The following is a 23,050-nucleotide window of genomic DNA, read 5'->3' on the forward strand; positions in this document are numbered from 1 at the left end:
GGGTAAAATTTCCGTAAAATGGAAAAGGTTGAGGCTTATTCCGGAAAAACGAGTGAAATCACCTATATTTTACACGAGGTCAAACAGTCCGGTATTGGACGTAGAACAGGAAATCCGGATTGAAAGAATACATACAATTGAAACATATATCGGAATTGCAAGCCTAAGCCACTAATTGGTTTATGTGAATTTTAAATAAAATTCTAGCAAACTAGTAATTTCAACATCCAAGGAGGCCCAAATGATGAAAGAAACATATGATATTGTTATCGTAGGTGGCGGTAGTGCGGGTTCTGTACTCGGCGACCGTCTAAGTGCAGATGGGACACGCAGTGTTCTTGTTTTAGAGGCAGGACGTAAGGATTTTTCATGGGACCTATTGATCCAAATGCCAGCAGCCTTGCCATTCCCAGCAGGGAAGGCATTATACGACTGGAGATACCAATCTGACCCAGAACCTTATATGAATGGACGACGTATCAAGCATGCTCGGGGAAAGGTGCTCGGAGGTTCGGGTTCAATCAACGGCATGATTTTCCAACGAGGCAACCCACTGGACTATCAACGTTGGGGAGCAGACCCTGGTATGGAAACATGGGATTTTGCACACTGTCTTCCATATTTCAAGCGCATGGAGAATGCTTTAGCTTCGGACCCAGATGATGAGCTTCGTGGTCACGATGGTCCGCTTAAATTGGAACGAGGACCGGCTACTAATCCTTTATTCCAGGCCTTCTTTGACGCAGCTGTCGAGGCTGGCTACTCAAGGACCCCTGATGTAAACGGATTTCGACAAGAAGGATTCGGTCCGTTTGATAAACATGTATATAAAGGTCAAAGGTTTGGACCTTCACGTGCCTATCTGCATCCGGCTATGGAGCGGGAGAACCTCACGGTAAAAACTCGTGCTTTTGTTGCAAGTATCGATTTCGATGGTACCCGAGCAAACGGTGTGACCTATCAACGGGACGGAAAAACCTATCAAGTCACTGCAGGAGAAGTGATACTCGCTGGTGGTGCAATCAATACGCCTCAGCTACTTCAACTGTCAGGTGTAGGCGATGCTGAACACTTGCGTTCCCTTGGTATTAAACCAGTAGTTAATCTTCCGGGGGTAGGGGAAAACTTACAGGATCACCTTGAAGCCTACATCCAATACTCTTGTCCGCTACCAGTTTCTGAGCAGCCTAACTTAAATAAAGCGAAGATGCCTTGGATTGGTTTGCAGTGGATGCTAGGACGCAAAGGGCCAGCAGCAACCAACCATTTTGAAGGTGGAGGTTTTGTTCGTTCGAACGAGGACGTCGAATATCCTAATTTGATGTTCCACTTCCTACCGGTAGCAGTACGGTACGATGGAAAAAAAGCGGACACGAAACACGGATTCCAAGTACACGTTGGACCTATGTACTCTGATGCGCGCGGGTCATTAAAGATTCGTTCGACAGACCCTAAAGAACATCCGAGCATGGTCTACAACTATCTATCTACGGAGCAGGATCGACGAGAGTGGATTGAAGCGGTAAAAATTTCACGTGAAATCATGTCCCAGCCAGCTATAGCACCTTACAATTCGGGAGAAATCTCACCTGGTCCTTCCGTTCGTACAGACGAGGAGATTTTGGACTGGGTGGCGAAAGATGCCGAGACGGCACTTCATCCGAGTTGCACGGCGAAGATGGGGCCCGCCTCAGATCCAATGGCTGTCGTAGACCCGCTGACCATGAAGGTTCATGGGCTCGACAATGTACGAGTGGTAGATGCTTCTGCCATGCCATATGTCACGAACGGCAATATCCATGCACCGGTGTTGATGTTGGCGGAAAAGGCATCAGACATCATCCTTGGACGTAAACCTCTAGAACCGATTAAAGCCGACTTCTACCGTCATGGCGTACACCCAGCCGATGCTGGCACAGTAAAAGCTTAAACCTAAATAATACTTACCATGAGAAGGCCTTTTAAAATGTATTTGCTCCTCAAAGCAAACATTTTATGAAAGGGTGCCTTCTCTTTTTTTGTGCTATGCAATAAACTCAGCGAGGTTCTGAGAAAACAAGGAGGCAGGTTTGTCCATGAGAAGGGCCCTAAAGGACATTTTGAGCCAAATGGAGGAGATTTTTGTCCATGAGAAGGTCTCTAAAGGACAATTTGAGGAACAAGGAGGCAAGTTTTGTCCATGAGAAGGTCTCTAAGGGACAATTTGAGGAACAAGGAGGCAAGTTTTGTCCATGAGAAGGTCTCTAAAGGACAATTTGAGGAACAAGGAGGCAAGTTTTGTCCATGAGAAGGTCTCTAAAGGACAATTTGAGGAACAAGGAGGCAAGTTTTGTCCATGAGAAGGTCTCTAAAGGACATTTTGAGCAAAATGAAGGCGGATTTTGTCCGTGAGAAGGTCTCTAAAGGACAATTGGAGCCAAATGGAGGAGATTTTTGTCCATGAGAAGGGCTTTAAAGGACATTTTGAGCAACAGTGAGGCAAGTTTTGTCCATAAGAAGGCCTCTAAAGGACACTTGGAGCAACAAGGAGGCAATTATTGTCCATAAGAAGGGCTTTCAAGGCCATCCATACAGGCTTAAACAGACTCCAAACCGAAAAAAACAGACTTAGCTCTAAAAATAGAACTAAGTCTGTTTCTCCTGCTTTATTTTACCCATTCATCAACCAATTCTTGATTCTCTTCAATCCATTTCTTAGCGCCATCAAGAGGTTCTTCGGCACTTTCTACATAGTCGATTAACTGACCAATTTGTTGGTCATCCATCTTCCAGTTGTTCAACCATTCGCTCACTTCTGGATAATCTTCCTCGAATCCATGTCTTGTAGCATGATGAATTTTCTCGACGCCACCGTATGTATTTTTCGGATCTTCTAGAAATTTCAAGTCATAGTTGGCGAATACCGAGTGAGGACTCCAAAGTGGTGACACAATCGGTTTTTCATTTTCTACTGCCTTTCCAATCTCAGATAACATTGCAGGTTCTGAGCTTGATATTAATTCAAATTCAAGCTGATAATCTTTAATGATTTGTTCCGTAACTTCCATCGTACCTGCACCAGGATCAAATCCGACAATTTCGCCATTAAACAGTTCTTTATGTTCATTTAAGTCTTCTACACTATTAATATCTTCTAGATAGGTTGGAACAACAAGTCCTACTTTTGCCTGGTCAAACCAAGTAGATTCTGAGAAATTAACTGTATCGCTGAATTTTTCCAAGTAAACAGCATCTTGGACCGGCAACCATATTTCTAAACTAGCATCTAGGCTGCCACTTTCTAAGGCCTTCATCGTAGCACCCATGTTCAATACACTTAACTCTACGCTATAACCTTTTTCTTCTAAAATTGCTTTCCACATATTGGTTACTGCAATATTTTCAGCCCAGTTAATTTGGCCAATTGTCAATTCTTTATTACTTCCCCCTGTTTCTGAACCTTGCTCTCCATTTGTAGTGCTCCCGCATGCTGAAAGTACAGCAACCATTAGTAACGCTAAGATAAAACTAAGTTCTTTTTTCCATTTGTTCATGTAGAAAAGCTCCCCTTTGTTTTGTTATGTAATTTAAATTAAAAATACCTTAAACATTTAATCTGTTAAAAATATTTTTAACGATAACACAATACCAATTCATCCCTTATTTTTAAAAAAGGGATAGGTATACAGGTAGTCTATAGCCATCCTTTCTATAGACTACTTGTCATTACAGTTTCAGATTAATTCTGCTGTTGATCTTTTGGTAAAAACTCAAATATTTTTCCGCTTTTTATGCTTGCAACTAAGTCTTCCAACCAATGATAGTAGGTTTTAGATTCTTCTAACTGATCGTAGTATTGTTTTGCCTCTGCAACAATTTCTGGTGTGCTAGTGGAATCTTTAATGACATTTATGAAATCTTCTTGAGCTTCCTCAATTGCTTCCATATTCATTTTTACTTCTCGTTCCCACATCTGACAATAAAACACCATAAAAGACCGGAAGAAATTTTTCTCAGCTACATAGGTATGTTTTCTTGAACCGCGTGTAAATGTCTTTTTCACCATTTCTATTTCTTGGAGCTTACGGACACTAGTACTCATACTTGGTTTACTCATTCCAAGCTCCGTGCGCATTTCATCAAGAGTCATCTGGTCTTTAAAGTACATCGTCGCATATAAATTTGCAGCAGCGGGTGTTACACCATATAAGTCCATGGTCTCTGCAATAGCACCGATGACTTTATCCTTGGCCTCTTCTATTTTAATTCTAGATTTTTCAGTAGAATCGCTCATAAAGTCGCTCCTCCAATATAAAGTAAAGCGCGTTAAATACTTTTTAAATCTTCTTCACAAACTTTATGATACCGTGTTCAGATTAAATGTCAAATAGAAAACGGATTTTTAACCAATTTCAGATGTCGACTAACATAATCATTTCAAGGATTAAAGCAAATATAATACTTATAAAATTTGGTGGTAATGATTAGTTTTGACAGCCTTAAAAAGACATGTTACTATTTTAAGAACGTTAAATAAATTTTTAACAAACTTAATTTACATAAAAATTGGAGTTGATAGATTTGAGTCTAAACCAACAACAATACATTAATGGCAAATGGGTGGGAGCCATTTCAGGTAGTACGCGTGATATTATTAATCCATTTAACCAGGAGATTATTGCGACTGTTCCAGAAAGTGATGAATCAGATGCAAAGGCAGCTATCACTGCAGCGAGGGAGGCATTCGATAACGGTGAATGGTCTTCGACTCCAGCAACCGAGCGAGGGAGAATCGTTAGAAAAATTGCTGAATTGATAGAGAGAGATAAAGAAGAACTTGCTAGATTGGAATCTTTAGATACTGGTAAAACAGTAGAGGAAAGCCGTGGAGACATGGATGATATCGCTGGCGTATTTCGTTATTATGCCGAGCTTGCAGATAAAGATGGTGGGGAACTGATTAATTCTCCAGTAGCTAACTCAATCAGTAAAGTCGTTCGCGAACCTGTGGGAGTTTGTGGTCAAATTACCCCATGGAATTACCCCTTACTACAAGCATCGTGGAAATTGGCACCAGCATTAGCTACAGGTAACACACTAGTTATGAAGCCGAGTGAAATCACACCGCTTACTACGATAAAAGTATTCGAACTTATGGAAGAGGCAGGTGTGCCTGCCGGTGTTGCCAACCTAGTACTTGGTGCTGGCCATACAGTTGGGGCAGAGTTAGCTAGTAACGTTGATGTCGATCTTATTTCCTTTACAGGTGGACTTGTTACTGGGAAGAAAATTATGCAAGCAGCTAGCCGCAATGTGAAAAAGCTTGCACTTGAACTAGGTGGGAAAAACCCTAATATCATCTTTGCGGATGCAGACTTTGAAACAGCTGTTGACCAAGCATTGAACGGGGTATTCTTCCACGCAGGACAAATTTGTTCAGCGGGGACAAGACTGATTATAGAAGAAAGCATTCACGATGAGTTCGTGAACGCGCTAGTTGAGCGAGTGAAAAAATTTAAACTAGGAAGCGGATTTGCCGAAGAAACGCAAATGGGTCCACTTATTTCAGCTGAGCATCTTGCGAAAGTAGAAAAGTATGTAGAAGCAGGCATTAGAGAAGGTGCTACATTAGCAGTTGGTGGTAGCCGTCCAGAAGAGCCGGAACTACAAAAGGGTTTTTTCTTCCTACCGACGATTTTTACAGACTGTACAACAGATATGAGCATTGTTCAAGATGAAGCGTTTGGGCCAGTTATCACGGTTGAGAAATTCCGTACTGAAGAGGAAGCGGTAAAGATTGCGAATGATTCAATTTACGGACTTGCCGGTGGTGTTTGGACAAACGATATTGTAAAAGCTGAGCGTTGTGTAAAAAAGATGCGCATGGGCACGGTGTGGATTAATGACTTCAACCTCTACTTCCCACATGCACCATGGGGTGGTTTTAAACAGTCTGGTATTGGACGCGAACTAGGTAAACTAGGGATAGAAGAATATACCGAAACCAAGCATATATTCCAAAACCTTAAACCGGAACCAATCAACTGGTTTTAAGCTACCAATGATTTAATGCTAATGTTAAAATCATAGAGGAAGAACATAGTGTTTTTTGGTGATATAGTTTGGAACATTGAGCTTTTAACAGAGGCTTCTCACAAGTTGACTAAACTTATGAGGAGCTTTTTAGTTGGGATAATAGCAGGAAAGGGACAAGGGAACATCGTCTCAATTAGTTCAGAAATGTGGGACGTTGTACCTGTAATATCCCTGTCCCCCTCAATTCAATCATTCTGTCTACTCATTTCAAACACCCTTCGTGCTATTTCTTCTAGTATAAAGATAACTGGCATTTGCGTGGTAATATTCGAAGTGTCAAAAAATTCTTCCGTCACATAATAGGACACATTCTTATCAGAAAGTTTGGCAATCGTGGACTGTTGGTTGTTTGTAATGCTTAAAATCTTACTGCCTTTTTCTTTTAACTTGTGGATGTGGGAGATGGTAAACTCACTTTCTCCTGAGACAGAAAGAACAACGGCGATGCTATTGTGTAAGTCAGCGTGAATCGGCATATACCAGTCTTTTAAATACATAGAGAACTTGCCTAAACTTGAAAGATATCTTGAGCCATATTCGGCAAGGATTCCTGAACTGCCCATCCCAATGAAAAAAACATGATCCGCTTTAGAGATCGCTTCTGCGGCCTCCGCTAACTTTGAAATGAATTTCTCATTTTGAGTGCGTTCAAAAAACTCGGCTAACACATACTGGCCGCTTTTAACCGTATGGGTATTTTTTTCATCAAGTAAAAGCTTCAATTTTACTTTAAACTCCGAAAAACCTTCGCAATTTAACTTCCTACAAAACCTCATGATGGTAGAAGTAGAAACAAGAGCTTCATCCGCAAGATCCCGAATCCGCATATAAACAACTTTTTCTTTATTTTGCATGATGTATTTGTAAAGTAGCATCTCAAGTTCATTAAATGTTGCAATAACCTCATTCGTAAACAAATGCTTTTCTCCCTTCAGGTGAACGTTCTTCTTTCTGATAGTATACCCTATAGAGAAACACAGTGTTATTTTTATGAAACAAATTCCTTTCGGTGAAAAACAAATCTAACGCTTTCAAAACTATATCTAATTCGCTTGTTCACCTCTAGAATAGGGGATGTAAATATTCATTATTCATTAAGGAGGATGTTCCATGAGTAAAGGAATTAAGATCGTAACCATCGGCGGAGGTTCAAGTTATACTCCGGAATTAGTAGAAGGCTTTATTAAAAGATACGATGAACTACCTGTAAGAGAATTATGGTTGGTTGATATAGAAGCAGGAAAAGAAAAGTTAGAAATCGTTGGGAATCTTGCAAAAAGGATGATTGAGAAAGCAGGTCTTCCGATTAATGTTCATTTAACACTTAATCGAAAAGCAGCTTTAAAAGATGCAGATTTTGTTACGACACAATTTCGCGTAGGATTATTGGATGCTCGTGCGAAGGATGAAAGAATTCCTTTAAGCCATGGGGTATTAGGCCAAGAAACAAATGGACCTGGTGGACTGTTTAAAGGATTACGCACCATTCCAGTCATTTTAGACATTGTAAAAGATATAAAAGAACTATGTCCAGATGCTTGGTTGATCAACTTTACAAATCCTGCCGGCATGGTAACCGAAGCGGTTCTTCGTTACACGGACCATAAGAAAATTGTTGGTTTATGTAATGTTCCAATCGGAATTGAGATGGGAGTAGCTAAGCTATTGGATGTCGACCATTCTCGTATTCGAATTGATTTCGCTGGGTTAAATCATATGGTCTATGGGTTAGATGTGTATTTAGATGGAGTAAGTGTGAAAGATAAAGTCATCGAACTGTTATCGAATCCAGAGAACAGCAGCTTTGTGAAGAACGTAGAGGGACAAGGCTGGGAGCCTGAATTTATTCGCGCATTAAATGCTTTAACTTGTCCATATCACCTTTACTATTATAAGAGTGATGAAATGCTAGAAAAAGAGTTGAAAAACTTTAATGAAGGCACAACGAGAGCAGAAGTCGTCAAGAAATTGGAAGAGGAATTGTTCGAGCTGTACAAAGATCCTAACTTAGCGATCAAACCTCCGCAATTAGAGGAACGTGGCGGAGCATATTATAGTGATGCAGCGGTTCGTTTAATTTCATCGATTTATAACGACAAACGTGATATTCAGCCGGTTAACACCGTTAATAATGGAGCAATCGCTAGTATTCCATATGATTCTGCTGTGGAAGTAAGCTGTGTCATCACGAAGGAAGGGCCAAAACCAATCATAAATGGAGATCTACCAGTGGCAGTCCGTGGATTGGTGCAACAAATAAAATCGTTTGAACGGGTAGCGGCTGAGGCGGCTGTAACAGGAAACTATGATACGGCTTTACTTGCGATGACAATCAATCCACTCGTTCCTTCTGATAAAATAGGGAAAGCAATTTTAGATGAGATGCTCGAGGCGCATAAAGAGCATTTACCACAGTTTTTTCAAGCAGTAGAAGTGTAAGTTAGATTTTTTATGATCATATTTTAGGATTGTTACTGATCCTACAGGCAAAACCTAAATTGTACCTTATCCGTTTGAAGGGCAATTTAGGTTTTTTTGCTTTTATTAGTATTCTTGTATTTTGTCTAAAACTAGTAGGGACTTGAAAAAAGTAGTTAGAAGGTGTAAATATGCAAAAAGTTATTTTCATTGATGTGGATGGTACGCTGATTAATGATTATGGTGTGGTTCCAGAGTCGGCTAAACATGCCGTTCGAAAGGCTAGGGAAAATGGCCATCTTGTTTTTTTATGTACGGGGAGGTCTAAAGCCGAACTATTTCCTGAAATCCTAGAGGTTGGATTTGATGGGGTTATCGGTGCAGCTGGCGGTTATGTCGAGATTGACCAAGAAGTCCTGTTTCATGAAAGAGTAAAAAAAGAGGACGTTCAACATTTGGTAGAGTTTTTTAACAAGCATGGCATAGATTTTTATTTAGAATCCAACGGAGGATTATTTGCTGGTGGAAACTGTAAAATGCGAATCCGTTCCATTATAGAAAATTTATTAACCGAAAAACCTGAAGCTAAAGAAGAAATTGAAAAAGGGCTTCAGCCATTTCATGATATTTTGATTGAGGATGAAGACTTAATTAGAGAGGATATTAATAAAATATCTTTTTTAGGGTCAGATTTACCGTACGAGACGATTCGAAAAGAATTCGAATCAACATTCACTGTCATCCCCAGTACGGTATCTTTTTTCGGCAACAACAGTGGAGAGTTATCTATTCCTGGTATCCACAAAGCAACAGCTATTGCGAAGCTGCTTCAACATTTGAAAATAAGGAAAGAAGATACATTCGCATATGGTGACGGCTTGAACGATTTAGAAATGCTTGAATTTGTCCAACACGGTATTGCTATGGGGAATGCAAAAGAAGTGGTTAAAGAAGCAGCCGATGATATTACAAATTCACATGATGAGGATGGTATTTATAATAGCTTTAAGAAGTATGGAATAATCTAAAACCTAAAAAAAAGTTATTGAAAACGTTTTACTAGCATGCTATACTCTGGTTAAATTCAATAAAACATTTAGGAATGTTACCAATTACGGGCATAACCTGAATGGATAGAAATGCACTATGTGTGTTTTCTATCCATTCAGGTTTTTTTATTTCCTAAAAACAATACAATACAAAAATCATAATAGAAAGAAGGTATCAATGATGAAATACGAACAATTAGCCAAAGATATTATTAAAAATGTCGGTGGAAAAGAAAACGTTAACAGTGTTGTACATTGTATTACTCGTTTGCGTTTTAAGTTGAAAGATGAAAGTAAAGCACAAACAGAGGTTTTGAAAAACATGGACGGTGTTGTAACCGTAATGAAGAGCGGTGGGCAATACCAAGTAGTTATTGGAAACCATGTATCAGATGTTTTTAAAGCTGTTGTAGAAATTGGAGGCTTTGCTAATAGCCAAAGTCAAGATGATGTAGAGGAAAAAAAGGGGAGTTTATTTAACCGATTTATTGATATGATTTCTGGTATCTTCACTCCAGTACTTGGGGTGTTGGCTGCATCTGGTATGATTAAAGGTTTTAATGCTTTATTTGTTGCACTTGGTTGGCTTGATAATACAGGCGGAACGTACCAAATTTTAAATGCAATCGGAGACGCACTATTTTACTTCTTACCAATCATTTTAGGATATACAGCGATGAAAAAGTTTGGTGGAACACCATTCTTAGGTATGGTTATCGCAATGGCACTGGTTTATCCAGCGCTTGAAGGAATACCTTCAGCGGGAGATCCTTTATATACACTATTTGCAGGAACCATTTTTGAATCACCTGTTTATATTGAATTTTTCGGAATTCCTGTTATTTTAATGACTTATTCAATGTCCGTTATACCGATTATTGTATCTGCGTTCTTCGGAGCAAAGCTAGAAAATTTCTTAGCAAAAGTTATCCCATCAGTTGTTAGAATGTTCTTAGTTCCAATGTTTACTTTATTAGTCATTATTCCTTTAACATTTATTGTAATCGGTCCAATCGCAACTTGGGCAAGTCAACTATTAGGACAAGCAACTGTTGCAGCTTATGCATTAAGCCCTATTATTGCAGGAACCTTTGTAGGCGGTTTTTGGTTAATATTTGTTATGTTCGGATTGCATTGGGGACTTGTCCCGATCGCAATCAATAACTTCACAAGTCAAGGTTTTGATCCAATTTTAGCAGTAGTATTCGCTCATTCCTTTGCTTTAGCAGGTGCTATTTTAGCAGTATGGATTAAAACAAAAAATCAAAAAACAAAGTCACTTAGTGCACCAGCCTTTATTTCTGCTATCTTTGGTGTTACTGAACCAGGGATGTATGGTATTGCTCTTCCACTTAAGAAGCCGTTTATCTTCACGATTATCTCATCAGCAATTGGTGGCGCTTTACTAGGATTCTTTGGTTCAACTGGATATGTAATGGGTGGCCTTGGTGTATTCCAACTTCCAAGTTTTATTCCACCAACAGGGATTGATATGTCAGTTATCGGAGCTATTATCGCAGCTGTGGTTGGAATGGTTTTAGCTTTCGTATTAACTTACTTCTTTGGTGGTATTAATAAAGTTGAAAACACAGTTGTAAGTAATGAAGCAAAAGCTGAAATTGCTGCAACTTCATTGGAAAAAACCGAAAAAATAGAAATTGTTAGCCCGTTAAAAGGTGAAATTATCCCATTGAATGAAGTTGCTGATGAAGCATTTGCATCAGGTCTTCTAGGGAAAGGGATTGCAGTTGAACCTACAGAAGGTAAATTAATTTCGCCAGTATCTGGCACAGTAAGTGCATTATTCCCAACCAAGCATGCACTTGGTCTTACAACCGATGAAGGAGTAGAATTATTGATTCATATCGGAATGGATACGGTTAATCTTGGAGGTAAATTCTTCACGGGGCATGTAGCACAAGGGGACCGCGTGGAAAAGGGAGCATTACTTGTAGAGTTTGATATTGCTTCTATTAAGAAGGCTGGTTATAAACTTACGACACCTGTACTTGTAACGAATCATGACGTTTATGAGCTGACAACTACAGATCAAAAACAAGTTAATGTAGATGATTTATTAATCTTAGTTGAAAAGGTGTAAAACGCTCTATATAAAATAAGGAATAGATCAGCGAGCTTCCTTGCTGATCTATTGCTTTATTAAAACAAAATAGTAGGGGGATAAACCATGACGAATAAATTAAGGTTTCCAGAAAATTTCCTTTGGGGTGGCGCTATTGCGGCAAATCAGGTTGAAGGAGCTTACCTAGAAGGTGGGAAAGGCTTAACAACGGTAGATCTTTTACCAACTGGTGAAGAGCGTTTTAATATTATGCTAGGAAATATTGACAATTTTGTGCCTAAAGAAGGTGTTTATTATCCTTCTCATGAAGCAATTGATTTTTATCATCGTTATAAAGAAGATATTGCCCTTTTTGCAGAGATGGGATTTAAGAGTTTTCGTATGTCGATTGCATGGTCTAGAATATTTCCGACGGGTGAAGAGGAAGTCCCAAATGAAACTGGTCTGCAGTTTTATGATGATGTATTCGACGAACTTTTAAAATATAATATTGAACCTGTCGTAACCACTTGCCACTTTGATGTGCCTGTGCATTTGGTAGAGAAGTATGGTAGTTGGAAAAATAGAAAAATGGTCGAGTTATATGAAAAGTACACAAGAACCATTTTTGAACGCTATAAAGATAAAGTGAAATATTGGATGACGTTTAATGAAATCAATATGTTGCTACACCTTCCATTCATCGGAGCAGGAATTGTTCTAAATGAAGGTGAAGATAAAAATCAAGTCCTTTATCAAGCAGCACACCACCAATTAGTGGCAAGTGCATTAGCGGTTAAAGCCTGTCATGAAATCATTCCAGATGCCCAAATAGGCTGTATGCTAGCAGCGGGCATGACGTATCCATTTTCATCGAACCCAGAGGATATATGGGCTGCAATGGATAAAGATAGAGAATCATTCTTCTTTATTGATGTGCAATCAAGAGGTGAATATCCTGGATATGCAAAAAGATTTTTCGAAGACCACAATCTTGATATAAAAATGCAGCCTGGTGATGAACAAATCCTAAAGGAAAACACGGTGGATTATATTGGTTTCAGTTACTATGCTAGTCGTTGTACAAGCACAGATCCTGAAGTGCTAAGTGATCAAACAGCCGGTAATGTATTCGGTTCTGTTAGAAATCCATATTTGGAAGCATCAGAGTGGGGTTGGACGATTGATCCTAAAGGTCTTCGAATTACTGCGAATCAGTTACACGATCGGTATCAAAAGCCTTTGTTTATTGTGGAAAATGGTTTAGGTGCTATTGATGTGGTGGAAGAGGATGGTTCGATAAACGATGATTACAGAATTGATTATCTACAACAACATTTTGTTGAAATGGCTGAGGCAATCAAAGATGGTGTAGACATTATCGGCTATACAAGCTGGGGACCAATAGACCTCGTTAGCGCAAGCACTGGAGAAATGAAAAAGCGATATGGTTACATTTATGTAGACCGTGATAATCAAGGAAACGGAACATTAAAAAGAACGAAAAAGAAAGGTTTTGATTGGTTAAAGCAAGTGATTCAAACCAACGGTGCCAGTATTTTAAATAAATAATAAATAATGCCTCCATGAATAATGGAGGCTATTTGTATTGAGAATAAGGAAGGAATTATCATTGACAATAGCTTTATAGAATGATATAAAAGTGTAATAGAGGTAACCGTTTACAAAATATTGGATTGTTACTGTTCGGCAGGCAAAACCTAAATTTGTAGAAGAATATTGATTTTCGATATTCTTTATACTTATTTGGGTTTTTTTATTTCAGAATAACTAATACTATAAAGTACTTGACTATTGAATTTTTAATAAAAGCAAAAACGATAGCGTCTAGCATTTGTAAAATTTTAAAAAACGTAAATTTTAGCTACAATAAATTTTTTGCAAGGGCTGATTATAATGGAAATCAAAAAAATATTTAATAATAATGTGGTTTTAACCGAGAATGACCAGCAACAAGAAATGGTCGTAATGGGGAAGGGATTAGCGTTTCAAAAGAAGGTTGGACAACCGATTGATTTGGAAAAAATCGAGAAAAAATTTGTGTTAGAGGATCAAGGGTTGTCAGATAAATTAGCTGTTTTACTAGTAGATACGCCAGAAGAGTACTTAGAGCTTTCACATCGTATTTTGGATTATGCAAAGTCCCAGTTATCATATAAACTCGATGATTATCTTTACGTAGCTTTAACCGATCACCTTCATTTTGCTGTTATAAGACAAAAAGAGGGAATTGAGCTTAAAAATCCACTAGTTTGGGAAATTAGAAAGTATTATAAAGAAGAATTTCAGATTGGATTAAAAGCCCTTGATTTTATAGAAGAGGAGACAGGGGTAAGGTTTCCTGAGGATGAAGCTGGGTTAATCGCATTACACCTTGTAAACAGTCAGTTGACTGGGGACAATATGGATGCTGCCATCCAAGTAACCAAGATGGTCAATAATATATTAAATATAGTCAAATACCATTTCCATATGAAACTTGATGAAAGCTCTATTAATTACGAAAGATTTTTAACTCACCTGCGCTTCTTTGCCATGCGTTTTGTTCGTAAAGAAAAGGAGCAGGAGAGTCAGACGGATGAATTTTTATTTGAGCAAGTGAAAAAGAAATATGAGCAAGCTTATTTGTGTAGTGAGAAAATTGCCAAGTATGTTGCGAAAACGTATGATTGGGATATTTCAAACGATGAAAAAGTATATTTAACCTTGCATATCCATCGCGTAACAAACCGTCAAGAGTGGACTAATAAATAAATTATAGAATGACTCTATAGAAACTAAATTGGCTTTTTAAGTATAGGTAAAAGGGGACATACCTTTACTGATACTTGGAAAAGTCAGTTTAGTTTTTTGTATGTGACAAATTACTCTTGCTTCCCTAAAATTGAAATAATACAAAAGGAGGAACGGTACGGTAATGGACCATGCTCAATTAGCTAAAGATATAGTAAGGTATGTAGGTGGAGAAGAAAATATAATTTCATTAGTGCATTGTACAACTCGCCTAAGATTTAAACTAAAAAATGCTGACTTAGCTGACAAATCCCTAGTTAGTAAATTAACAGGCGTTATTAAGGTGAAGATTATAGCTGGCCAATTTCAAATTGTAATAGGAACAGAAGTCAATGATGTTTATCGAGAGATAATGAAGCTGACACAACTAGAAAATACGATTAAAAAGCACAATAGCGACGAAGGAAAAGTATCTCTATTTAATGAAGCTATTGATATCATATCAGGTATTTTCACGCCTTTATTAGGGGCGATGGCTGGTGCAGGTATTTTGAAAGGACTCTTAATCGTAGCGGTATCGCTAGGTGTTTTAACGGAGGTCGATGGAACGTATATCATTTTGCATGCTGCAGCAGATAGTCTATTCTACTTTTTGCCAATTCACCTTGCCTATACAGCTGCTAGGAAATTTGGTGCTGACCCGCACGTGGCGGTTGCGATTGCAGGTGCACTATTTTATCCAGATATCATTAATGCGTATAATCAGGAGGTACACCTCTCATTCTTAGGCATCCCTGTTGCGTTAATGAAGTATGCCACTTCGGTTATCCCGATTATACTAGCGATTTATGTTACATCTAAGCTTGAGTCAGTTTTGAATAAAGTATATCCGAAAACCATAAAGAAATTCTTCACACCCTTAACCTTAATCGCGATTATGGTCCCTTTGACTTTATTAATATTTGGTCCAATTGGAAATACTGCCAGCGAATGGCTAGGTATCGGTTATTCCTTCATTTATGAAAGTAGTGCACTAGTTGCTGGAGTATTATTGGGATCTTCTTGGCAAATTTTAGTCATATTTGGATTACACTGGGGTCTTGTCCCAGTTGCCCTGAATAATCTAAGTCAATTTGGACAAGACACATTTACCGCGATGATTACACCAGCTATTTTTGCCCAAGCAGGTGCTGCTTTGGGTGTTTGGCTAAAAACGAAATCAAGGAAGATAAAGTCCATTGCTGCACCCGCGGCGATTGCGGGTTTATTTGGTGTAACAGAGCCAGCAATCTATGGAATCACGTTGCGTTTTAAGAAACCATTTATCATTGGTTGCGTTGCTGGCGCAATTGGTGGTGCAATCGTAGGTGTCTCAGGTGCAGGATCTAAATCAGTTGGGGTACCAGGTATTACTACATTACCTATTTTCTTTGGTGAAGGATTTATGTTGTTTTTATTTGGCGTAATCATTTCCTTTTTACTGGCGATGATCGGTACTTATCTCTTAGGTTTTCAAGAGCATATTGAAAATGAAAAGGGTAAGGAAATTGACGAGGGTTTCAAAAGTGAGAGCAAAAAGATTGATGACTCGATTGTACTTAGTCCACTAACCGGTGCAGTCATTAGCTTAAAAGATGTAAAAGATGATGTATTTTCCTCGGAGGCGATTGGACCAGGCGTTGCTATCGTTCCAATTAATGGGGATTTACATGCGCCATTTACAGGGTCAGTCACATCCGTGTTCCCAACGAATCATGGCATTGGTCTCACTTCAGATGCAGGTATTAAAGTTCTTATCCATATTGGTATCGATACAGTCCAATTAGACGGTAAGTTTTTTGATATGAAGGTACATTATGGAGAAAGGGTGGAGCAAGGACAGTTGCTGGGGACGTTTGATCTTGAGGCAATTACGAAGGAAGGTTATGATATCACTTCTCCAGTTGTCATTACAAACTCTCATCAATACTTAGATGTAATTAGTGGAGACGATGAAAATATAGCGGCTGGCGACCGTTTATTGACAGTAATAACACAATTATAAAAAGTTGTTTTGTATAATAGAAATTAGGAAGTAAACCTTTACATTGTAAGGGTAGAATGCTATATTAGGTTTATAAATTAATATAACTTTTGGATTGTTACTGATGAGCAGGCAAAACCTAAGTTGCTTTAGAAATGGGAAGATATCCTTCTGATTTTCTTAAGCAACTTAGGTTTTTTTATTGAGAAAATACTGTTTCTATTAGTTAATAATCAACTAACTCTTTAAAGCTAGAGAAAAATATTATATGAGGTGAGGAACAATGACAGTTAAATTTCCAGAAGGATTTTTGTGGGGCGGTGCAACTGCTGCTAACCAACTAGAAGGCGCATACAATGAAGGTGGGAAAGGGCTTAACTTAGCTGATGTACTACCTGGTGGTAAAGAAAATAGATTAAAACTTCTAGCATCAACTGGATTCGATTTTGAAATTAACAAATCAAAATACACTTATCCAAATCATGAAGGGATTGACTTCTATCACCGCTATAAAGAAGATATTGCCTTATTTGCAGAAATGGGCTTCAAAACGTTCCGTTTGAGCATTGCTTGGTCTCGTATTTTTCCGAATGGGGATGAATTAGAGCCAAACGAAGAAGGCCTCGCATTTTACGATCGCGTGTTTGATGAACTTGCGAAATACAATATTGAACCATTAGTTACAATTGCGCACTACGAAACACCATTACACCTAATCAAAGAATATGGTGGTTGGAGAAATCGTAAATTGGTTGAATTATTTGAGCGTTATGTAACAGTGCTTTTCAATCGATACAAAGATAAAGTGAAATATTGGTTAACGTTTAATGAGATCAACGGCGCTACACACATGCCGTTACTCGGACTTGGTTTTTCACCTGAAAGTGAAGAAACACGTCTTCAAGACAGTTTCCAAGGACTTCATCATCAATTTGTAGCAAGTGCCAGAGCTGTACAACTTGGACATGAAATGATTCCTCGTTCGCAGATTGGATGTATGCTCATCTATGCACCTGTTTATTCTTTTGATAGCAATCCTGAAAATGTGCTATATGCACAGCAAGAGGCGCTTTTATTCAATAATTTCTGTGGAGATGTACAGGTTCGTGGTGAATATCCAAGCTTCAGCGAGCGTTACTTCAGAGAAAACAGCATCAACATCAACATGGAAGATGGCGACCTTGAGTTAATTAAAGAAGGTACGGTTGATTTCATTTCATTCAGTTACTATATGTCTCGTACAGACAAAAAGAACAAAACGCCAGAAGAGATCGGCCAAGGAAATTTAATTGGTGGCGTGAAAAATCCATTTTTAAAAGCAAGTGATTGGGGATGGGAAATCGACCCAGTTGGCCTTCGTATTGCTTTAAATGAATTATATAATCGTTATCAATTACCTTTATTCGTAGTTGAAAACGGATTAGGTGCTTACGATAAGGTTGAAGAAGATGGAAGTATTAACGATGATTATCGCATTAATTATTTAAGAGAACACATCAGAGCTATGGGCGAGGCCGTTGACGATGGTGTTGAATTAATGGGTTATACTTCTTGGGGATGTATTGACTTAGTAAGTGCATCTTCAGGTGAAATGTCTAAGCGTTATGGTTTCATCTATGTAGACAAGCATGATGATGGTAGTGGTACACTTGAGCGTAGTAGAAAGAAATCTTTCTACTGGTATAAAAACGTTATTGCTACAAATGGAAAAGAGCTTTAAGAGGATTGGAAGAAATGTTGTAGACTGTTAGACAGAAAATCAATTCTATCGGTTTGACGACGTGAATCGTTCTAATTTTTTACCAGGGACTTTCTAAGAGAGAATAGATATTCTATTCTCTCTTTATTCTTAAATCTTTTAGAAGAAATTTAGTAAACTTTAAATGAGGAGAGATAGAAATGGTTCAAAAGACAATTACGATTACAGATAATACAGGAATTCATGCAAGACCGGCGACACTTCTAGTAAATAAAGCAGGAAGTTTTAATTCTAACCTTACAATAGAGTATAAAGGGAAATCAGTAAATCTAAAATCAATCATGGGTGTTATGTCTCTTGGTATCCCTAAAGATGCAGAGATTACAATAAAGGCTGAAGGCCCTGACGAGCAAGAAGCTATAGATGAAATGTATACGCTGGTTAAACAAGCAGGACTAGGAGAGTGATTTTTAGATGAGGAAAATAAGCGGAATAGCAGCATCAAGCGGGATTGCGATTGCTAAAGCATATGTTTTGGCAACTCCTGACCTTTCTTATAATAAACTGCAAGTTGATAATCCAGATTCTGAAATTCAACGTTTAAAAGAAGCTTTAGATATTTCAAAGCAAGAATTAGAAAAAATTAAAGAAAATGCTAGAAAATCATTAGGGGATGAGCATGCAGAAATCTTTTCTGCGCACCTATTAGTACTAAGCGACCCAGAAATGATTCATCCAATTCAAGATAAGATTAAAACGGAAAATGTGAATGCAGAGGCTGCACTTGATGAGACTGCAAATATGTTCATTGATATGTTTAAAGCGATGGATAATGAATATATGAGAGAACGTGCAGCTGATATTCAAGATGTAACGAAACGTGTAATGGCACATTTGTTAGGTGTTACATTCCCTGACCCTGCATTAATTGATGAAGAAGTAGTGATTATTGCAGAGGACCTTACCCCATCTGACACGGCCCAGTTAAATAAACAATTTGTAAAAGGTTTCACAACAAATATCGGAGGACGTACATCCCACTCTGCTATTATGGCAAGATCACTTGAAATTCCAGCAGTAGTTGGAACGAAAACAATCATAAGTGATGCTTCTGAGGGGGATCTGATTATCGTTGATGGTATGGACGGTAAAGTAATCATTAACCCAAGCGAAGAAGAACTTGCCACTTATAGAAAGAAACAAGAGGACTTTGAAGAACAGAAGCGTATTTGGGCCGAACTGAAAGGTGAACCAACTGTTTCAGCGGACGACGAACATGTGGAGCTAGTTGCAAACATTGGTACACCTGAAGATGTTGTTGGTGTAATAAACAATGGTGGTGAAGGTGTTGGACTTTACCGTACTGAATTTTTATACATGGGTAAAAGTGAGTTGCCGACGGAAGAGGAGCAGTTTCAAGCTTATAAATCTGTTCTAGAACAAATGTGCGAAAAGCCAGTCGTTGTACGTACATTGGATATCGGAGGCGATAAGGAACTTAGTTACTTAAAGCTTCCAGAAGAGATGAACCCATTCTTAGGTTTCCGTGCAATTCGTTTGTGTTTAGAGCGTGAGGACATTTTCCGTACACAGCTACGAGCATTATTACGAGCTAGTACATATGGGAATTTGAAAATAATGTTTCCGATGATTGCGACATTAGATGAATTCCGTCAGGCTAAAGCGCTTCTTTTAGAGGAGAAAGCTAATCTTTTAAATGAAGGTGTCGACGTATCAGAAGACATTGAAGTAGGGATTATGGTTGAGATTCCATCAACTGCTGTAACTGCTCGTCAATTTGCTAAAGAGGTTGATTTCTTTAGTATTGGAACGAATGACCTAATTCAGTATACGATGGCAGCTGACCGAATGAACGAACGTGTATCATACTTGTACCAGCCATATCATCCTGCAATTCTAAATCTAGTTAATAATGTCATTGAAGCTGCACATGCTGAAGGCAAATGGGCTGGTATGTGTGGAGAAATGGCCGGAGATTCCATTGCCATTCCAATTCTTTTAGGTTTAGGTCTTGATGAATTTAGTATGAGTGCTACTTCGATACTACCTGCACGTACACAAATTAAGGACTTATCTAAGGGAGAAATGGCTTCTTATAAAGAACAGCTTCTTTCTATGAGTACGGCAGATGAAGTAGAAGCATTTATAAGAAGAGTGACTAAACAGTAAATGGTAAATCCCCAACTAAGTGTGGGGATTTATCATTTAGATGGGAATTATCACTCTCGATTTCGCCGTGCACTAAGATAAAAATTGACTATTAGAGGAGGCTATATGATGGCAAAAGTGATAGGATATGTGGGTACTTATACAAAAGAGGCTAGTAAAGGAGTCTATCAGTTCACGCTAGATTCAGAGAAAAAAGAGATTATTGATGTAAAACTAGCAGCTGAATTGAGCAATCCTACATATATTACTGTAAGTGATGATAATAAAAATTTATATGCAGTAGCTAAAGAGGGAGAAAATGGTGGAGTTACTTCCTTTTCAATAAATAATGATTCAGGTAAGCTAACAAAGCTGAATAGTCAAACTTCTGCAGGTGCGCCTCCATGCCATGTTAGTGTCAATCAACATAAAAGCAATGTAGTAACTGCCAATTATCACACAACGAAAATTACATCCTATGTAATAAACGAAGATGGATCACTAAATCCGGCTACTTCGGTAATGGAACATGAAGGTTCTGGCCCACATGAAAGACAGGAAAAGCCACATATGCATTTTGCCGGCTTTACTCCAGATGAAAAGTACGTTATAGCAATTGATCTGGGGAGCGATCGTATCTTAACTTATCGATTAAATGATGGGAAATTAGAGATAGTACAAGTGTATACGACAAGTCCAGGAAGTGGACCTAGACATATTACCTTTCATCCAAATAAAAAGTTCGCCTACGTCATGACCGAGCTAAGCTCAGAAGTCCTTGTGCTTCATTATGATAAAAACGATGGAAGTTTTACAAAACAGCAATCCATTTCTACTATTCCTGAGGATTTTGAAGAAACAAATGATGGAAGTGCCATCCATATTTCTCCTGATGGGCAATATGTCTATGCTGGAAATCGTGGTCATAACAGCATCGCCGTGTTTAAAGTGAATCAAGATACTGGTCAATTAACCTTTATAGAATGGACATCAACAGAGGGCGATTGGCCTCGTGATTTTGTTATAGATCCTTCCGGAAAATTTCTCGTTGCTACCAATCAAAAATCAAACACAATGACTTTGTTTAACAGAGATCAAACAACAGGAAAGCTCGAATTAATCCAATCTGATGTAAAAGTCCCAGAACCAGTTTGTGTGAAGTTTTTAAATCTGTAGAGAGAGTGGAAAAACTATCATTGTTGTTTTAACTGATGCCTGCGCGTGGATCTTCTGACAATATAAGCTTATTCTGGAGGAATATTTTCTATTATGACTGCAACCGCTTGGTGTCTCTGATTGTTTAAATAAGGGGAATTTCTACCGTTATCCTGCAGAATAGAGCTAGGTTCGGGGGATATAAGGGGAGTTTTTCCCGTTAAGGCAAAGCAAAATGGTCCAATTTCATGCTTTTGGAGTAAATAGGGGGAATTTTTCCCTCTATTTAATCTATTTTTCGTGCAATTTCCTTAATAAGGGGAATTTCTCCACTTATTTTAAAGTAGCTTATTTGCTGCAATTCTTGAAGATTTGGAAATCGCAAACCGTGCCTATCTAGGGATAAAAAATGCTTGGAGCAAGCATTTTTCTTTTTTGATTTACTTGCCAAATTGTTTTTAATTTTGATGCAAATTACCATACGAGAAGCAATGTTAATTCATGTTTTATACTTCAAAATAGAACCCGTTAAACTACAGCAGTGCGTTTTCTTATTGTGGAATTCACTGCTTTTATATTTGTTATTATACATAGGTAACCTACTTGGCTACCCCAAAAGAGACGGGTTATTACAAAATGGGACTAGCTTTAAAATGATGAGTAGCCTTTAGGTTGGGAATGATAAAATCAGCAGAAACTATTAAATGAAAAGGGACTGAAGAAGATGGATCAAGAAGTAGTCGTTATTACTGGTGCTGGAAGTGGTTTGGGTTCCGCTTTGGCAAAAAAGTACTCTGAAATGGGTGCATATGTGTGCTTGTTGGGACGCAATGAAGCAAAACTAAAGAACACTGCTAACGTTTTACATAATGAGTATTCTATTTACCAACTGGATGTATCGGTAAAAGGAGAAGTAGATAAAGTCTTTCAGGCGATTTATCAAGAGGTGGGACCAATCGATTTATTGATTAATAACGCGGGTACCGGTACTTTCGCTTTAGCGGAACAAATTGATGAGAAATCAGTTCATGATATGATTGACGTAAACTTAAAAGGAACCATATTTTGTTCCCAGGCAGTTCTACCAAATATGAAAGAAAGAAACAAAGGCATCATTGCCAATATTGTCTCAACTGCTGGTTTAGAAGGAAAAGTAACTGAATCCGTTTATTGCGCTAGTAAATTTGGTGTCAAAGGCTTCACTGAAAGTTTATTAGCAGAACTAAAAGATACTTCTGTAAAGGTATATGGCGCATATATGGGCGGGATGAAGACAGAATTTTGGGATGGTATCTACAGTGAGGAGCAAACTGAAAATCTAATGGATCCAGATGACGTAGCAGATATTATTATTGATAATTTAAAACCAAGAAGAAATATGTTCGTACCCCAAGTTGTAATTAAAAATAAATTCTAATATCTAAGAAAGATATTAAAAACTCCTCTTGATGAGGGGTTTTTTGTTTAGGCTGATTAAATGCACAATTTGATTTAACAAACTGTTGATTGGAGCGGAAGGCACGCAGACTCCTCGAAAATGAACTACACATTTTCTCGTGCGTGGGTCTATTCAACGATGTAATTCAGTGTCCTGCGGGAGTGCAAGTCCAAGGGAGACCTAGGTTGAATTGGTCCACGTGAGGGAC

The 23,050-nt window shown here is 38.3% G+C and carries 16 protein-coding genes; 13 read left to right on the forward strand and 3 right to left on the reverse strand.

Features of this window, described 5'->3' with window-relative positions:
- The first annotated feature begins 244 nt into the window (after positions 1-244).
- Positions 245-1,930 carry a choline dehydrogenase gene (gene betA, locus LG336_RS01280; RefSeq protein ID WP_404333064.1) on the forward strand — a complete coding sequence of 562 codons (1,686 nt, stop codon included), beginning with the start codon at positions 245-247 and terminating at the stop codon, positions 1,928-1,930.
- A 715-nt stretch (positions 1,931-2,645) separates the two neighbouring features.
- Here betA and LG336_RS01285 read toward each other — a convergent pair.
- Positions 2,646-3,533, reverse strand: coding sequence for a glycine betaine ABC transporter substrate-binding protein (locus LG336_RS01285; protein WP_404330778.1), 888 nt, complete (start codon positions 3,531-3,533; stop codon positions 2,646-2,648).
- A 185-nt stretch (positions 3,534-3,718) separates the two neighbouring features.
- Complete coding sequence (cudC, locus tag LG336_RS01290) at positions 3,719-4,273, reverse strand: choline uptake/conversion transcriptional regulator CudC (RefSeq protein WP_404330779.1); 555 nt, start codon at positions 4,271-4,273, stop codon at positions 3,719-3,721.
- Between the two features lie 287 nt (positions 4,274-4,560).
- Here cudC and betB point away from each other — a divergent pair, with 287 nt between their 5' ends.
- The gene (gene betB / locus LG336_RS01295; protein ID WP_404330780.1) at positions 4,561-6,033 is read left to right on the forward strand and encodes a betaine-aldehyde dehydrogenase; all 1,473 of its coding nucleotides are present in this window, start codon (positions 4,561-4,563) and stop codon (positions 6,031-6,033) included.
- Between the two features lie 227 nt (positions 6,034-6,260).
- On the opposite strand, the gene LG336_RS01300 is transcribed toward betB, so the two are convergent.
- Positions 6,261-6,992, reverse strand: coding sequence for a MurR/RpiR family transcriptional regulator (locus LG336_RS01300; protein ID WP_404330781.1), 732 nt, complete (start codon positions 6,990-6,992; stop codon positions 6,261-6,263).
- A gap of 193 nt (positions 6,993-7,185) precedes the next feature.
- On the opposite strand from LG336_RS01300, the gene LG336_RS01305 reads away from it, so the two are divergent.
- From LG336_RS01305 to LG336_RS01355, 11 genes are all read left to right on the forward strand, one after another.
- Positions 7,186-8,514, forward strand: a complete 1,329-nt coding sequence (locus LG336_RS01305; RefSeq protein ID WP_404330782.1) for a 6-phospho-beta-glucosidase — start codon at positions 7,186-7,188, stop codon at positions 8,512-8,514.
- A 170-nt stretch (positions 8,515-8,684) separates the two neighbouring features.
- Entirely contained in the window at positions 8,685-9,521 is an 837-nt protein-coding gene (locus LG336_RS01310) for an HAD family hydrolase (protein WP_404330783.1), read from the forward strand.
- Between the two features lie 202 nt (positions 9,522-9,723).
- Positions 9,724-11,643 carry a beta-glucoside-specific PTS transporter subunit IIABC gene (locus tag LG336_RS01315; protein WP_404333065.1) on the forward strand — a complete coding sequence of 640 codons (1,920 nt, stop codon included), beginning with the start codon at positions 9,724-9,726 and terminating at the stop codon, positions 11,641-11,643.
- An 87-nt stretch (positions 11,644-11,730) separates the two neighbouring features.
- Positions 11,731-13,176, forward strand: a complete 1,446-nt coding sequence (locus LG336_RS01320; RefSeq protein ID WP_404330784.1) for a 6-phospho-beta-glucosidase — start codon at positions 11,731-11,733, stop codon at positions 13,174-13,176.
- A gap of 345 nt (positions 13,177-13,521) precedes the next feature.
- On the forward strand, positions 13,522-14,379 hold the full coding sequence (gene licT, locus LG336_RS01325) for a BglG family transcription antiterminator LicT (RefSeq protein WP_404330785.1): 858 nt from the start codon (positions 13,522-13,524) through the stop codon (positions 14,377-14,379).
- Positions 14,380-14,542: 163 nt separating this feature from the next.
- Positions 14,543-16,402 (forward strand): beta-glucoside-specific PTS transporter subunit IIABC, encoded by a 1,860-nt coding sequence (locus LG336_RS01330; protein ID WP_404330786.1) that lies wholly within the window; start codon positions 14,543-14,545, stop codon positions 16,400-16,402.
- Positions 16,403-16,664: 262 nt separating this feature from the next.
- Positions 16,665-18,101 (forward strand): glycoside hydrolase family 1 protein, encoded by a 1,437-nt coding sequence (locus tag LG336_RS01335; protein ID WP_404330787.1) that lies wholly within the window; start codon positions 16,665-16,667, stop codon positions 18,099-18,101.
- A 179-nt stretch (positions 18,102-18,280) separates the two neighbouring features.
- Entirely contained in the window at positions 18,281-18,547 is a 267-nt protein-coding gene (locus LG336_RS01340; protein ID WP_404330788.1) for a phosphocarrier protein HPr, read from the forward strand.
- Positions 18,548-18,554: 7 nt separating this feature from the next.
- The gene (gene ptsP / locus LG336_RS01345; RefSeq protein WP_404330789.1) at positions 18,555-20,270 is read left to right on the forward strand and encodes a phosphoenolpyruvate--protein phosphotransferase; all 1,716 of its coding nucleotides are present in this window, start codon (positions 18,555-18,557) and stop codon (positions 20,268-20,270) included.
- 108 nt (positions 20,271-20,378) lie between these two features.
- A complete protein-coding gene (locus tag LG336_RS01350) occupies positions 20,379-21,425 on the forward strand; it encodes a lactonase family protein (protein WP_404330790.1) in 1,047 nt (348 codons plus the stop codon).
- A 703-nt stretch (positions 21,426-22,128) separates the two neighbouring features.
- Positions 22,129-22,821 carry an SDR family oxidoreductase gene (locus LG336_RS01355; RefSeq protein WP_404330791.1) on the forward strand — a complete coding sequence of 231 codons (693 nt, stop codon included), beginning with the start codon at positions 22,129-22,131 and terminating at the stop codon, positions 22,819-22,821.
- Positions 22,822-23,050: the final 229 nt, after the last annotated feature.

This window comes from Mesobacillus maritimus (genome assembly GCF_044803185.1).
Taxonomy (GTDB): Bacteria; Bacillota; Bacilli; order Bacillales; family Cytobacillaceae; genus Mesobacillus_B; species Mesobacillus_B maritimus_B.

Coding starts and splice junctions, on each gene's coding strand:
- betA (WP_404333064.1), top strand. CDS start 245: ATGAAAGAAACATATGATATTGTTATCGTAGGTGGCGGTAGTGCGGGT.
- LG336_RS01310 (WP_404330783.1), top strand. CDS start 8,685: ATGCAAAAAGTTATTTTCATTGATGTGGATGGTACGCTGATTAATGAT.
- LG336_RS01330 (WP_404330786.1), top strand. CDS start 14,543: ATGGACCATGCTCAATTAGCTAAAGATATAGTAAGGTATGTAGGTGGA.
- licT (WP_404330785.1), top strand. CDS start 13,522: ATGGAAATCAAAAAAATATTTAATAATAATGTGGTTTTAACCGAGAAT.
- LG336_RS01285 (WP_404330778.1), bottom strand. CDS start 3,533: ATGAACAAATGGAAAAAAGAACTTAGTTTTATCTTAGCGTTACTAATG.
- LG336_RS01335 (WP_404330787.1), top strand. CDS start 16,665: ATGACAGTTAAATTTCCAGAAGGATTTTTGTGGGGCGGTGCAACTGCT.
- LG336_RS01350 (WP_404330790.1), top strand. CDS start 20,379: ATGGCAAAAGTGATAGGATATGTGGGTACTTATACAAAAGAGGCTAGT.
- cudC (WP_404330779.1), bottom strand. CDS start 4,273: ATGAGCGATTCTACTGAAAAATCTAGAATTAAAATAGAAGAGGCCAAG.
- LG336_RS01315 (WP_404333065.1), top strand. CDS start 9,724: ATGAAATACGAACAATTAGCCAAAGATATTATTAAAAATGTCGGTGGA.
- LG336_RS01305 (WP_404330782.1), top strand. CDS start 7,186: ATGAGTAAAGGAATTAAGATCGTAACCATCGGCGGAGGTTCAAGTTAT.
- LG336_RS01355 (WP_404330791.1), top strand. CDS start 22,129: ATGGATCAAGAAGTAGTCGTTATTACTGGTGCTGGAAGTGGTTTGGGT.
- LG336_RS01320 (WP_404330784.1), top strand. CDS start 11,731: ATGACGAATAAATTAAGGTTTCCAGAAAATTTCCTTTGGGGTGGCGCT.
- LG336_RS01340 (WP_404330788.1), top strand. CDS start 18,281: ATGGTTCAAAAGACAATTACGATTACAGATAATACAGGAATTCATGCA.
- ptsP (WP_404330789.1), top strand. CDS start 18,555: ATGAGGAAAATAAGCGGAATAGCAGCATCAAGCGGGATTGCGATTGCT.